The following is a 12,552-nucleotide window of genomic DNA, read 5'->3' as shown; positions in this document are numbered from 1 at the left end:
CGTCGGGAACCACCGGCGCGGCGGGCGCCGCCGTCGCGGCGGGCGCAAGCGGCGCAGCCGGGGTCATTGGCGACTCGACCGGTGCGGATGCGGAGTCGACGTCGGGCGCTGCCGGCACCTCAGGCGCGGCGGCCTTCTTCGTCGCCTTCGGGGCGGGCTTTTCAGCCTCAGCGACCGGCGGGAACGCCGCGAAGACCTTGGCGACGACCGGCGCCTCGACCGTGGACGACGGCGTCTTCACGTACTCGCCGTTGTTGTTGAGCCACTCGATCAGCTGCTTCGACGGCATGCCGATCTGCTTGGCGAGCGCGGATACTCGCTCCTTGGCCACAGACTCTCCTTCGTGGCCTACGGAGAGCTCCGCAAGCCGTTGTCAGTGCAGGGTGGTTCTCATCGGTGGTGGCTCATCGAGCGCTCATCGAACGTTTCCGTCCCTTTGGTTTTCGTGGGTACCGCTCACTGCGACGTACGCCGCGAGCGCGGTGCTGTCGAGCGCCCCGCCGGCCCGAAGGGCCCGTGGGAACGCCCGGCGGCGTTCCGCCAGCGCGAGACATGTCGGGTCGGGATGCAGGTAGGCCCCGCGTCCCGGTGACGTGCCCCGCGGGTCCGGGGTCAGGGACCCCGCGACCGCAACGACGCGTATCAGTTCCGGCTTCGCCGCCCTGACCCGGCACCCGACACAGGTTCGGACCGGCTCGCGCTTGGAAGCCGCCGACAAGTCTAGCCCTGAACGTCGGAGCGAATGTCGATCCGCCAGCCGGTCAGCCGGTTCGCGAGCCGGGCGTTCTGGCCTTCCTTGCCGATCGCCAGCGACAGCTGGAAGTCCGGGACGACGACCCGGGCCGCCTTCATCGCGGCGTCGACCACCGTCACGCTCAGGACCTGCGCCGGGGAAAGCGCGTTGCCGACGAACGTGGCCGGGTCCTCGGCCCAGTCCACGATGTCGATCTTCTCGCCGTGCAGCTCGGTCACGACCGCACGCACCCGCGCCCCCATCGGGCCGATGCAGGCCCCCCGGGCGCGTACCGACGCCGAGTTCGACCGGACCGCGACCTTGGTGCGGTGGCCGGCCTCACGGGCGATCGCGGCGATCTCGACGGTGCCGTCGGCGATCTCCGGGACCTCCATCGCGAACAGCTTGCGGACCAGGTTCGGGTGGGTCCGCGAGAGCGTGACCTGAGCGCCGCGCAGTCCCCGGTTGACGCTCACGACCAGGCAGCGAAGCCGCTCGCCGTGGACGTAGCGCTCCCCCGGCACCTGCTCGCTGGGCGGCAGCACGCCTTCGAGGTCGCCGAGATCGACCAGCACCGGCCCGTCGGGGCGCATGCCGGAGTGGTGCTGGATCACCCCGCTGACCAGGTCGCCTTCCTTGCCGACGTACTCGCCGTAGGTGGTCTCCTGGGCGTGGTCGCGCAGCCGGGACATGATCACGTGCTTCGCGGTCATCGCGGCGATCCGCCCGAAGTCGCTCGGCGTGTCGTCGTACTCGCGAACCACCTCCCCGGACTCGTCGACCTCCTGCGCGAGGACGGTCACCTCGCCGGTCTTGCGGTCCAGGGTGACGCGAGCGCGCGGCTGGGCGCCGTCGGTCCGCTCGTACGCCGCGAGCAGGGCGGACTCCAACGCCTCGACGACCGTGTCGAGCGAGACGTCCTTCTCCCGCACCAGCCCTTTGAGGGCAGCGATGTCGATGTTCACAGCGCGCTCCGCGGGCAGTTCATCGCGAGAACTCCACGACGACCTTGCCGGCGCCCAGCTCGGCGTACCCGAGCTCGCGCGGGGAGCCGTCGACGTCCAGAACGACCCCACTGTCGGTCGCGTCGGCGATCCGGGCGGTGACCCCGTCGACTTCGACCAACCGGCCGACGTTGCGTCGCCAGTGCCGCGGCTCGGTGAGCGGCCGGTCCACGCCGGGCGAGGTCACCTCGAGCACATAGGCGGACTCCCCGAAGGCGTCGGCGGCGTCGAGCGCCTCGGAGACCGGCCGGGAGATCTCGGCGACCGCGTCGAGATCGATGCCGCCGTCTCGATCGACGACGACGCGCACCACGCTGCGGCGCCCCGCCGTACTGACTTCGACGTCCTCGAGGTCGTACCCGGCCGCGGTCACGACAGGACCCAACAGGTCGCGCAACTGCGCCGGTGTGGTCCTCGCCATTCGCCGAAGATAGTGCCGCGGGTAACGACTGGCACACTCGAAACGGTGCGACCAGCCGTCACGGTGACCCGGCGAAGCATCCTCGGCGCCGGCTTGCTGTTCGTTGCGGCGTGCAAGCACCCGACGGCCGCGCGGCATCCCGGGGCGGCGGATCCGGACGGCGCCGCGCTCGCCGAAGCACGGCTGACCGAGCAACGGCTCATCGCGTGGTACGACGACGCGATCGCGGTCACGGCCGGCCAGGGCGTCGTGGCGATCGCTGCCGCCCGAGCCACCCACGTGGCGCACCTCAGCGCACTCGGCGGCACCGCACCTGCCACGCCGATGCCCACGCCGACCCCCGTGACCACGCTCGGCCCGTCGATCCAGTCGTTGCTCGAATCGAGCGCTGCCTCGCTCCACGACGCCGCGGTCGGCGCCGTCACCGGCGCGAATGCCGCGCTGCTCGCGAGCATCTGCGCGGCACACACGGTGAGCGCCCGAGTGAGTGCGGCGTGAGTGAGCTCGCCGGGCTTCGCGAAGCGCTCGCCGCCGAGCAGGCGGTCGTCTACGGCTACGGCGTGGTCGGCGCGCACTTGTCGGGCAAGGCGCAGCGCTACGCCGCGACCAGGCTGACCGCCCACCAGGTGCTGCGCGACCAGATCGCCGCGCTGATCCAGCAGATCGGGGCGGTTGCCGGCGCGGCGCAACCGGCGTACCAGATGCCGTTCGCCGTCACCGATCCGGCGAGCGCCCGCCGCCTGGCCGGCACCCTGGAGAACGGCGCGGCGGGCGCCGCCTGGGACCTGGCGGCGGCGAGCCCGGCGGGCTCGCCGGCCCGTGAGCTGGCGGTCGGCTGGCTGACCGACGCGGCCGAGTCGGCCGCGCTGTGGGGCGCCTCGACCCCCCTCCCGGGCCGCCCCTGATCCGAAGTAGCACACAACCCGGCTCGAAATGCCCGAATCGCGGCGTCGTGTCCGGTTCTGGGAGGTGGTTGTGTGCTACTTCGAACCGGGGCGGGCCGGTCAGGTGAGAGCGGTGACGGCGTCGGCCAGCGGGACGGTACGGCGTTCGCCGCTGGCCCGGTCCTTCACTTCGATGTTGCCGTCGGCCAGCGCCTTGCCGACCACGATGATCGTCGGCATGCCGAGCAGGTCGGCGTCGGCGAACTTCGCCCCCGCTGAGCCGGCGCGGTCGTCGAGCAGGACACGTCGGCCGGCCGCTTCGAGGTCCTCCGCCAGCTTGGTCGCCGCCGCCAGCGGAGCGTCGTCCTTGCCCACCGGGACGATGTGGAACTCGAACGGCGCGATCGAGGCCGGCCAGCACAGGCCGGCGTCGTCGAGCCGCTGCTCGGCGACGGCGGCGACGGCACGGGAGACGCCGATCCCGTAGGAGCCCATCGTGATCCGGATCGCCTCGCCATCGGGACCTTGCGCGTCGAGGGAGAACGCGTCCGCGTACTTCTTGCCGAGCTGGAACACGTGGCCGATCTCGATGCCGCGCGCGATCGAGAGCTCGCCGCCGCAGCGGCCGCAGCGGTCACCGTCGCGGATCTCCACCGCGCCGAGCTCCCCGGCCGGCTCGAAGTCGCGACCCCGCACGACGTTGGCGGCGTGCCGGTCGGCTTCGTTGGCGCCGGTGACCCAGGAGCTGCCCGGTACGACGGTCGGGTCGACGAGGTAGCGCACCCCCCACTCGGCGAGCCGCTGCGGCCCGATGTAACCGGGCACCAGACCCGGCACCGTCTTGATCAGCTCGGCGTCGGCGACCTCGACCTCGGTGGGCTCGAGCTGCCCGCCGATCCGCTTGAGGTCGACCTCGCGATCGCCCGGTACGCCGACGACCAGCAGCTCCCAGTCCTTGCCCGGCTCACGCGTCTTGAGCACCACGTTCTTCAACGTGTCGGCGGCACTTTCGGCGACGCCACGCTCCGTGAGCAACGCCACAAGCGTGTCGATCGTCGGCGTGTTCGGCGTGTCGAGGACCTCGCTCGGGGGGCGTCCGGACGGGTCGACCGGGTCAGGGGTGCGAATCTCCACCGCCTCGGTGTTGGCGGTGTAGTCGCAGTTGGCGCACTGGACGAAGGTGTCCTCGCCGTACTCCGCGGGCGCGAGGAACTCCTCGCTCGCCGAACCGCCCATCGCCCCCGAGACCGCGAACGCGATCCGGTAGTCGAGTCCCAGCCGGGTGAAGATCCGCTGATAGGCCTCGCGATGAGCGTCGTAGGAGGCCTGCAGGCCTTCCTCGTCGAGATCGAAGGAGTAGGAGTCCTTCATCACGAACTCACGGCCCCGCAGCAGGCCGGCCCGGGGGCGGGCTTCGTCGCGGTACTTCGTCTGGATCTGGTAGAGCGAGACCGGGTAGTCGCGGTAGGACGCGTACTCGCTCTTCACCAGCAGCGTGAACAGCTCCTCGTGCGTCGGCGCGAGGAGGTAGTCGTTGTCCTTGCGGTCGTGCAGCCGGAAGATCCCTTCGCCGTAGCTCTCGTAGCGACCGCTCGCGTCGAAGACCTCGCGCGGGATCATCGCCGGGAACAGCACTTCCTGCGCGCCGATCCGGTTCATCTCCTCGCGGACGACGTTCGCAACGTTGTCGAGGATGCGCTTGCCGAGCGGCAGCCAGGAGTAGATCCCGGGCGCCAGCCGGCGGATGTAGCCGGCGCGGACGAGCAGGCGATGGCTGGGCAGCTCCGCGTCCGCCGGATCGTCGCGCAAGGTACGAAGGAACAGCTGCGACATCCGCGTGACCATGGGACGAGACTAGGAGGTCGCCTCGCGCGGCTCCTCGCGATATTTCAGACACGCCACGCGGGTCGTACCGACGTCGTAGAGCGCAGGGTCGACCCAGTCGTCGCGGAAGTGGACCGTGACCGCGCCCGGTTCCTGCTCGGTGTCCTGCACACCCTTCCACAGCGGCTCGGCGGGGTTCTCGTGACGGATCGCGTCGAGCAGGTGGCCGACGTCCGCCCCGGATCGCCCACCGCCTGCGGCGAGGCGAGCCGTCGTACTCGGCCGCTCCAGCGCTTCGATCGAACCGACCACCGCGCGTTCGGTCTCGTAGTCGGAGCCCGGGCGGACCCAGTGCCGCTCGAGGAGGTCGGCGAGATCACGGCTCTCCCACCCGCACTGCTCGAAGGCGACGGGACAGCGTGGATGGAACGAACAGCCGAGCGGAGGTGCAGCGGCGTCGGGCACCTCTCCGCGCGGCAGGTCCCGTGCGACCGAACGCGCCGGATCGGGCTCCGGGATCGCGCGCAGCAGCGCTTGGGTGTAGGGGTGGCGAGGGTTGGCGTAGATCTCGGCGGCAGGTCCGTACTCGACGACCCGGCCGAGGTACATGATCGCGATGGTGTCGCAGAAGAACTTCGCAGTGGCGAGGTCGTGCGTGACGTAGAGGTAGGTGAGCCCGAGGTCGCGCTTGAGGTCGAGCATCAGGTCGAGGATCCGGGCGCGCACGCTCATGTCGAGCATCGACACCGGCTCGTCGGCGACGAGCAGGTCGGGACCGCAGATGACCGCGCGAGCGATCACGACGCGCTGCTTCTGCCCGCCGGAGAGGTTGGCGGGGTAGCTGTCGATGTAGCGCTCCGCCGGCGTCAGGCCGACCCGCTCGAGGGTCTCGGCGACCAGTGCGCGCCGCGCCGCCTTGTCTTTCGCGATGCCGTGAATCCGTAGCGGGTCACCGACGGCCTCCCCGATCGTCATCGCCGGGTTGAGAGAGGCGTTGGGGTCCTGGAACACGAGCTGCATACGCCGGCGCAGCGGCCGCATGCCGGACTCCCGCAGGTTCGTCAGGTCGATCCCGTCGAAGCGGACCGACCCGGAGGTGACCGGCACGGTACGCAGCGCTGCGCGACCCAACGTCGTCTTGCCGCTGCCGGACTCGCCGACCACGCCCAGCACCTCGCCGCGTCGCAGCGTGAGGCTGACGCCGTCGACCGCCTTGACCGATCCGACGTCACGGCCCGCCATGCGTTGCAGGAAGCTGCCGCGCAGGCCGAAGTGGACTCGGACGTCGTCGAGCTCGAGCAGCACGTCGTCAGACATGGAGCCAACACTCCACCGGGTGGCCGCCGCCGAGCTCGACCGGCTGCGGGAAGCGTTCGGAGCAGACGTCCATGACCGCCGGGCACCGTGGGTGGAAGCGGCAACCGGACGGCGGCGCAGCAAGGTCCGGCGGTGAGCCCTCGATGTAGTGCAGTCCGGTGGTCGACAGGCTGATCGTCGAGGCGAGCAGTTCCCGGGTGTAGGGGTGCTGCGGATCGGCGAACACCGACGACACCGGGCCTTGCTCGACGATGCGCCCGGCGTACATCACGGCGATCCGGTCGCACGCCTCCGCCACGATCCCGAGGTTGTGGGTGATGAACAGGATCGAGGTGTCGAAGTTGCGCTTCACGTCGGCGAGGATCGCGAGGATCTGTGCCTCCACCAGCACGTCCAGCGCCGTGGTCGGCTCGTCGGCGACGACGAACTTCGGCTGCAGGACCAGGGTGAGCGCGATCAGGATGCGCTGGCGCATGCCACCGGAGAACTCGTACGGGTAGTTGTCGAAGCGGGTCGGCGGGATGCCCATCCCGGCGAGCGCGTCGAGCGACCGACGGCGGATCTCGTCGTCCGAGAGCTGCCCTTCGTGGGTACGCAGCACCTCTGCGAAGTGAGCGCTCACCCGCATCAGCGGATCGAGCCGGGTCATCGGCTCCTGGAAGACCATGCCGAGCGAGGGGCCGCGCAGCCAGCGCAGCTCTTCGGGAGCCAGCCCGACCAGGTTGCGCCCTTCGAGCTCGACGACACCGTCGCTGATCGCACCCGCCGGCAACAGGCCGAGCAGCCCCCGCGCCAGCGTCGACTTCCCGCAGCCGGACTCGCCGACCACGCCGAGGGTCTCCCCCTGGCGGACGTCGAAGGACACGCCGTCGACCGCCTGCACCGGACCGCGCTCGCTGGCGTACCAGACCCGCAGGTCGCGCACCCGGATCACCGGTGTGGCAGGAACCTGCGCCGTCAATGACACGACCGGCGGCTCTTCGGGCCGGGCGAGCCGCCCGAACCGGCGCTGCCGCAGCACCGGGTTGATCGTGTCGTTGAGGCTCTCGCCGACCAGCGTGAGACCGGTCACGAGCAGGATGATCGCCAGGCCGGGGAACAGCCCGGTCCACCAGTACCCGGCCTGCGCGTCGTCGATCCCGCGCGAGATGTCGTATCCCCATTCGGCGGCGGCGGACGGGTCGATGCCGATGCCGAGGAACGAAAGTGCGGCGAGAGTCAGGATCGCGTCGGCCGCGTTCAGCGAGGCGAGCACCGGGACCGACTGCACGACGTTGGCGAAGACGTAGCGGGTGATGACCGTCCGCGGCCGGGCGCCGATGACCCGGCCCGCCTCGACGTAGGGCTCTTCGCGAACCGACAGGACGCTGTTGCGGACCACCCGGAAGTACTGCGGGATGTAGATCACGGTGATGGCGATCGCGGCCGTTGCGACGCCGCCGCCGATCGAGCCCTGCAGCAGGAACGCGATCACGATCGCCAGCAGCAGGTACGGGAAGGCGATGAGCGAGTCGTTGACCAGCACGAGGACGCGATCGATCCAGCCGCCGAAGTAGCCGGAGATCAGGCCGAGCGGCACGCCGACCACGATGCTGAGCAGCAGCGCGAGGACCACGACCTCGATCGAGGTGCGGGCTCCCCAGATGACGCGCGAGAGGACGTCGTCGGACTGCACCGTCGTACCGAGCAGATGGTGGACCGACGGTGGCGCCTGCTGCGGGAAACGCACGCCGTGCGCGAGGTACTGGTTGTAGCCGTACGGCGCGATCAGCGGCGCGAAGACCGCGAGTACGACGAAGACGACGGTGATCGTCAGTCCGACGAGGAACAGCACCCTCGGCAGGCCGCGCAGATCGCGGAGGCGGCGCATCAGAACCTCACCCGCGGGTCGATCCAGGCGTTGATGATGTCGATCAGCAGGCTGATGACGACGACGGCAAGCGTGAAGGCCGTGACGATGCCTTGCACCGCGGTGTAGTCACGCGCCTCCAGGTAGAACACCAGCCGGTTGCCGATGCCCGGCCAGTTGAAGGTCTGCTCGGTGAGGACGGCACCGGACATCAGCAGCGCGGCCTGGAGCCCAGTGACCGTGACGATGGGCACCATCGCGTTGCGGAGCGCGTGGCGCACCGCAACACCGCGCTCGCTGATACCGCGCGCTCTCGCCGCCTCGATGTAGTCGCCCTTCATCGTCTGGATCACGTTGACGCGGACCAGCCGGATGATCACGCCGGAGATCGTCAGCCCGAGCACGGTGGCCGGCAGCACCAGATGCTTCAGCAGCCCGGGGATGTCACCCCACTTCCCGTCGATCATCGCGTCGAGCACGAGGATGTTCGTGTGCGGCTTGATGTCGAGCTGGGTCAGCACGTCGGCCTGGCTGGTCGGCGGCAACCAGTGCAGGACGTGGCCGAACAGCTCCTGAGCGAGCAGGCCGAGGAAGAACACCGGCGCCGCGTAGATCACGATGCCGAACACCCGCGAGGACACGTCCACCCACGTGTCACGCATCCGGCCGGCGAGCAGCCCGAGCGGGATGCCGACGAGGACCGCGATGAACATCGCCGAGACCGTCAGCTCGAGGGTTGCCGCGCCGTTCTGCTGGATGATCTGGGTGACCGGGCGGTCGTCGGTGATCGTCGTGCCGAAGTTGCCGGTCACCACCTGCTCCAGGTACTTGCCGTACTGCACGATCAGCGGCTTGTTGAATCCGGCCTGCGCCTCACGGACCTTGAGCTGAGCCGGGGTGAGGTGGGCGCCGACCGAGGCCGCGATCGGGTTGCCCGGCGCGACGCGCATCAGCAGGAACACGATGGTGAGCAGGATGAACACCATCGGTACGACGAGGATCAGCCGCGTCAGCAGATACCGACGCAGCGATCCTGTCGTCGCCGCCACTAGCTAGCGAGCTGGGTTCGCGCAGCTCTCAGCTCTTGCCGACCAGCCAGAACCGGAAGGTGTAGGACGGGTCGAGCGTCGACTGCACGCCCGTGACGCCCGAGCCCACGGCCGCGACCTGCCCGCCCTGCCAGATCGGGATCACCGGAACGTCCTTGGCAAGCACGTCCTGCATGTCGGCGAAGGCGGCGGACCGCTTCGAGCTGTCGCTCGACGCCTCCTCCGCGCTGAGGTCCTTGTCGACCTGCTGGCTGCAGTAGTGGTCGTCCAGGAAGTCCTTGTTGCAGATGAAGAACGGCTCGGTGTAGTCGTCGGCGTCCGGGTAGTCCGGGAACCAGCCGAACAGGTAGACGCCGTACCCGTCGGACAGCGCCGACTTCTCGTAGGTCGCCCACTCGGCGGTCTGCAGCTTGACCTTGAACAGACCGGTCGCGTTGAGCTCGCGCATCAGCTCGGTGGCGAGGTCGCCGTCGTTGTAGTGGTTGACGTTGTACCAGAGCGTGAACGACACCGGCGTCTTCACGCCCGCCGCCGCGAGCGTCGCCTTGGCCTTCGCCACGTCCGGGTCCGCGCCGTACTGCGTCTTCAGCGCCTCGGTTGCGAAGTTGAGTCCTTGCGGCACGATCGAGTACGCCGGGGTGACGGTGCCGCGGTAGACGTTCGAGGCGATCGAGGAACGATCGATCGACTGCGCGACCGCCTGCCGGATCGCGAGACCCTGGGCGTTGGCCGTTCCCGGACCGAGCTTCTCGTTGAAGACCAGGTAACGGATCTCGATGCCCTTGCCCTGCACCAAGGTGATGCCGTTCGAGCCCTGCAGCGCCTGGAGCTGGGTCGGCGACAGCGTGCGGTAGGCGATGTCGACGCCACCCGACTGTGCGTCCGAGACCAGGGTGGAGGCGTCCTGCTCGTACTTCACGATGAACTTCGAGTTCGACAGCTGGTCGGCGCCGCCGTAGTGCGGGTTGGGGGTGAACTCCGCGAGCTGGTTTGCGGTGTACTGCGAGAGCTCGTACGGGCCTGAACCGATCGCCTGGGAATCCGGCAGCAGCTTGTCGGCCGGGAACACCTTCGGATCGACGATCGAGCCGGCCGCGGTGGTCAGCACGTAGGGCCACGCCGCGTCCGGTGCGGTCAGCGTGAAGGTGACCTTGTCGCCCGACGCCGTGACGGTCTTCATCGGTGCGAACAGCGACGCAGGACCGGTGGGGCTGTTGATCTTGAGCACCCGGTTGAAGGAGTACACGACGTCTTGCGCCGTCACCGGGTCCCCGTTGGAGAACTCCTGCCCGGGCTGCATGGTGCAGACGTACGTCGTGCTGCCCTGGAACGCGCACGACGCCGCCTCGGGAGCGATGTTGGAGGTGCCCGGCGGCACCTCGAGCAGCTGCTGGAAGACGTTGTACTGCACGGTCCAGGACGGCAGATCGTAGGAGCCTGCCGGGTCGACGGAGACGATCTGGTCCGTCGTACCGAGCACGACCGTGCCCGATGCGGGGCTGTTGCTGCCCGACGAGGACGGTCCGGACCCGCCGCTGCTTCCGGAACCACACGCGACGGCGCCGATCGCCAAGGTGGCGCCGATGACTCCGTACCTGACCCGAGACGACTGCCAGCGAAGACGCATCAAAAGGACTCCTGCCCCGTCGGTTCCCCCCACCGCTAGGCGCATCAAAGCGCTAGTCGCACGACGAACGCAATGGGCGCGAGCCGCGGAGACCGATTCGTTACCTAACGAGGACCGGCCGGGCAGGGGTCGATCAGAACAACACCGAGGCGAAGCTGCCGACCTCGCTGAACCCGACGCGCTCGTACGCGCGGCGGGCCGGGAGGTTGAAGTCGTTGACGTACAGCGACACGGCGGGGGCGATGTCACGCAGGCAGGCGGCCACGACCGCGGCCATCCCGGCGACCGACAAGCCGCGGCCTCGCTGCGACGGCTCCACCCAGACGCCCTGCAGCTGACAGACGCCTTTGGTGACGGCGGCGACCTCGGCCTTGAACACGACCCGATCGCCGTCGATGCGCGCGAACGCCCGGCCGGCAGCGATCAGTTCGCGCACCCTTGCCCGGTAGAGCGCGCCGCCGTCGCCGGCGACGGGCGAGACCCCGACCTCCTCGGTGAACATCGCGATGCTCGCCGGCAGGAGCAGCTCGAGCTCCTCCGGGCGCACCCGTCGTACCGCGGTGTCCGGATCCGTCGTGGCGTAGGAGGTGGTCAGCATCAGGGGTTGGCGCATCCGGAGCTCTCGCGCGGGTCCCCAGCTCGCCTCGAGGTCCTCCCACAACGTCGCCACCATCTCGGCCGGGCCGACGATCGAGGAGCAACGGCGACCTTGTCTCGCCGCGTGCTCGGCAAACGCGCGAAGCGCCGGCTCGTCCGCGCCGACCGGCACCAGGTTGGCGCCCGAGTAGCACAGCGCCGTCGGGTGGCTGCCGCGCCCGTAACCCCACACCTGCGCGCCGAGCCGCTGCGGCGCGAGCCCGGCGGCGTCGATGCGAGAGGCGACGAAGACGTTGCTGACCGGGTCAGCACCGAGCAGGTCGAGCACCGCCGGCATGTCTTTGTCGTCGAGGACCCGGATCAAGGGGAGCTCGTCAGCCGACTGACACGCTGGGCTCGCCTTCCGCATCGCCCGCGGCTTCCATCTGCTCGGCGAGGCGCATCGCCTCCTCGATCAGCGTCTCGACGATCTGCGCCTCCGGGACGGTCTTGATGACCTCGCCCTTGACGAAGATCTGCCCCTTGCCGTTGCCCGAGGCCACACCGAGGTCGGCTTCACGCGCCTCCCCGGGTCCGTTGACGACGCAGCCCATCACGGCTACCCGCAACGGGACCGTCATGCCCTCGAGGCCCGCCTGGACCTTCTCGGCGAGCGTGTAGACGTCGACCTGCGCTCGACCGCACGACGGGCAGGACACGATCTCCAGTCGGCGCGGCCGAAGGCCGAGCGAGGACAGGATCGCGATGCCGACCTTGACCTCCTCCACCGGCGGCGCCGACAGCGAGACCCGGATGGTGTCGCCGATTCCCTCCGCGAGGAGCGCGCCGAAGGCAACGGCCGACTTGATCGTCCCCTGGAAGGCAGGGCCGGCCTCGGTCACCCCGAGGTGGAGCGGGTAGTCGCACTGCTGCGCGAGCAGCCGGTACGCCGACACCATCACCACCGGGTCGTGGTGCTTCACCGAGATCTTGATGTCGGTGAAGTCGTGCTCCTCGAACAGCGAGCACTCCCACAGCGCACTGTCCACGAGCGCCGCGGGCGTCGGACCACCGTGCTTTTCGAGGAAGCGCTTGTCGAGTGAGCCGGCGTTGACCCCGATCCGGATCGGGATCCCGGCGTCCTTGGCAGCGAGCGCGACATCTCGCACCCGGCCGTCGAACTCCTTGATGTTGCCCGGATTGACCCGTACGGCGGCACAGCCGGCGTCGATCGCCGAGAAGATGTAGCGCGGCTGGAAGTGGATGTC

The 12,552-nt window shown here is 69.6% G+C and carries 13 protein-coding genes; 2 read left to right on the top strand and 11 right to left on the bottom strand.

Translation table 11 applies throughout. From position 1 onward, the window contains the following. The 4 genes from VG899_01405 to rimP all read right to left on the bottom strand — a co-directional run. Positions 1-331: translation initiation factor IF-2 N-terminal domain-containing protein (locus tag VG899_01405; GenBank protein ID HWA65011.1), on the bottom strand; the 331-nt coding region annotated here is incomplete at its 3' end. An 84-nt stretch (positions 332-415) separates the two neighbouring features. Then, positions 416-718 (bottom strand): YlxR family protein, encoded by a 303-nt coding sequence (locus tag VG899_01400; protein ID HWA65010.1) that lies wholly within the window; start codon positions 716-718, stop codon positions 416-418. 2 nt (positions 719-720) lie between these two features. After that, complete coding sequence (gene nusA, locus VG899_01395; GenBank protein HWA65009.1) at positions 721-1,698, bottom strand: transcription termination factor NusA; 978 nt, start codon at positions 1,696-1,698, stop codon at positions 721-723. Between the two features lie 19 nt (positions 1,699-1,717). Then, positions 1,718-2,158 (bottom strand): ribosome maturation factor RimP, encoded by a 441-nt coding sequence (gene rimP, locus VG899_01390; protein ID HWA65008.1) that lies wholly within the window; start codon positions 2,156-2,158, stop codon positions 1,718-1,720. 45 nt (positions 2,159-2,203) lie between these two features. Between rimP and VG899_01385 the strand changes: the two genes are divergently transcribed. Both VG899_01385 and VG899_01380 read left to right on the top strand, forming a co-directional pair. Beyond that, positions 2,204-2,656, top strand: a complete 453-nt coding sequence (locus tag VG899_01385) for a hypothetical protein (GenBank protein HWA65007.1) — start codon at positions 2,204-2,206, stop codon at positions 2,654-2,656. Then, positions 2,653-3,063, top strand: a complete 411-nt coding sequence (locus VG899_01380) for a ferritin-like domain-containing protein (GenBank protein ID HWA65006.1) — start codon at positions 2,653-2,655, stop codon at positions 3,061-3,063. Before VG899_01385 ends, VG899_01380 begins: the two co-directional genes overlap by 4 nt. A 99-nt stretch (positions 3,064-3,162) precedes the next feature. Here the strand turns inward: VG899_01380 and VG899_01375 are convergent, their stop codons facing one another. The 7 genes from VG899_01375 to ispG all read right to left on the bottom strand — a co-directional run. Continuing rightward, positions 3,163-4,887, bottom strand: coding sequence for a proline--tRNA ligase (locus VG899_01375; GenBank protein HWA65005.1), 1,725 nt, complete (start codon positions 4,885-4,887; stop codon positions 3,163-3,165). Between the two features lie 9 nt (positions 4,888-4,896). Next, complete coding sequence (locus VG899_01370; GenBank protein HWA65004.1) at positions 4,897-6,183, bottom strand: ABC transporter ATP-binding protein; 1,287 nt, start codon at positions 6,181-6,183, stop codon at positions 4,897-4,899. Continuing rightward, positions 6,176-8,053 (bottom strand): dipeptide/oligopeptide/nickel ABC transporter permease/ATP-binding protein, encoded by a 1,878-nt coding sequence (locus VG899_01365; protein HWA65003.1) that lies wholly within the window; start codon positions 8,051-8,053, stop codon positions 6,176-6,178. Before VG899_01365 ends, VG899_01370 begins: the two co-directional genes overlap by 8 nt. Beyond that, positions 8,053-9,081, bottom strand: coding sequence for an ABC transporter permease (locus VG899_01360; protein ID HWA65002.1), 1,029 nt, complete (start codon positions 9,079-9,081; stop codon positions 8,053-8,055). The genes VG899_01365 and VG899_01360 overlap by 1 nt, the downstream gene beginning before the upstream one ends. Positions 9,082-9,109: 28 nt before the next feature. Next, entirely contained in the window at positions 9,110-10,708 is a 1,599-nt protein-coding gene (locus tag VG899_01355) for an ABC transporter substrate-binding protein (GenBank protein HWA65001.1), read from the bottom strand. Between the two features lie 133 nt (positions 10,709-10,841). After that, positions 10,842-11,642 (bottom strand): GNAT family N-acetyltransferase, encoded by an 801-nt coding sequence (locus tag VG899_01350; GenBank protein ID HWA65000.1) that lies wholly within the window; start codon positions 11,640-11,642, stop codon positions 10,842-10,844. 37 nt (positions 11,643-11,679) lie between these two features. Further along, the coding region (ispG, locus tag VG899_01345; GenBank protein ID HWA64999.1) for a flavodoxin-dependent (E)-4-hydroxy-3-methylbut-2-enyl-diphosphate synthase at positions 11,680-12,552 on the bottom strand (873 nt) is incomplete at its 5' end.

This window comes from Mycobacteriales bacterium (assembly GCA_035550055.1).
Classification (GTDB): Bacteria; Actinomycetota; Actinomycetes; order JAFAQI01; family JAFAQI01; genus DASZTV01.
This window is presented reverse-complemented; position numbering and strand designations above follow the sequence as displayed.

Bases quoted from the DNA above. Each gene is read 5' to 3' on its own strand.
- VG899_01375 (HWA65005.1), bottom strand. From the start codon at position 4,887: ATGGTCACGCGGATGTCGCAGCTGTTCCTTCGTACCTTGCGCGACGAT.
- VG899_01350 (HWA65000.1), bottom strand. From the start codon at position 11,642: ATGCCGGCGGTGCTCGACCTGCTCGGTGCTGACCCGGTCAGCAACGTC.
- VG899_01365 (HWA65003.1), bottom strand. From the start codon at position 8,053: ATGCGCCGCCTCCGCGATCTGCGCGGCCTGCCGAGGGTGCTGTTCCTC.
- VG899_01355 (HWA65001.1), bottom strand. From the start codon at position 10,708: ATGCGTCTTCGCTGGCAGTCGTCTCGGGTCAGGTACGGAGTCATCGGC.
- rimP (HWA65008.1), bottom strand. From the start codon at position 2,158: ATGGCGAGGACCACACCGGCGCAGTTGCGCGACCTGTTGGGTCCTGTC.
- VG899_01370 (HWA65004.1), bottom strand. From the start codon at position 6,183: ATGTCTGACGACGTGCTGCTCGAGCTCGACGACGTCCGAGTCCACTTC.